The organism is Oleiphilus sp. HI0086 (assembly GCF_001635225.1).
Genome location: NZ_LWFZ01000521.1, coordinates 1 through 281 on the forward strand (window position 1 = coordinate 1; position 281 = coordinate 281).

General features: G+C 44.5%; 1 protein-coding gene. It reads left to right on the forward strand.

Features of this window, described 5'->3' with window-relative positions; all coding sequences use genetic code 11:
• Positions 1-85: 85 nt before the first annotated feature.
• The coding region (locus A3756_RS28640; RefSeq protein WP_231875496.1) for a hypothetical protein at positions 86-281 on the forward strand (196 nt) is incomplete at its 3' end.

Genomic DNA, 281 nt, shown 5'->3' on the forward strand with positions numbered 1-281 from the left:
CGCCGTCTCCACTCCCAAGGCTGACCAGTCGCTCATATCTGTAGATAGGCTTCTTTCAGATGATAGGCATCTGAGCGAATATATTGTGAGTGAAATTCTCTCTCAACAGCCGCAAAATGTTTCAGACTTCTTATTGAGGTCTTCATGTTTACTCCGCTTAAACGCGCAGCTTTGCGACTCGATGCTTAATATCCAGGGTTCTGCGAAGATACTTGACCACCTTTATAGAGCAAACCTCTTCATTACCCCCTTAGATAATGAACATAGCTGGTACCGTTATC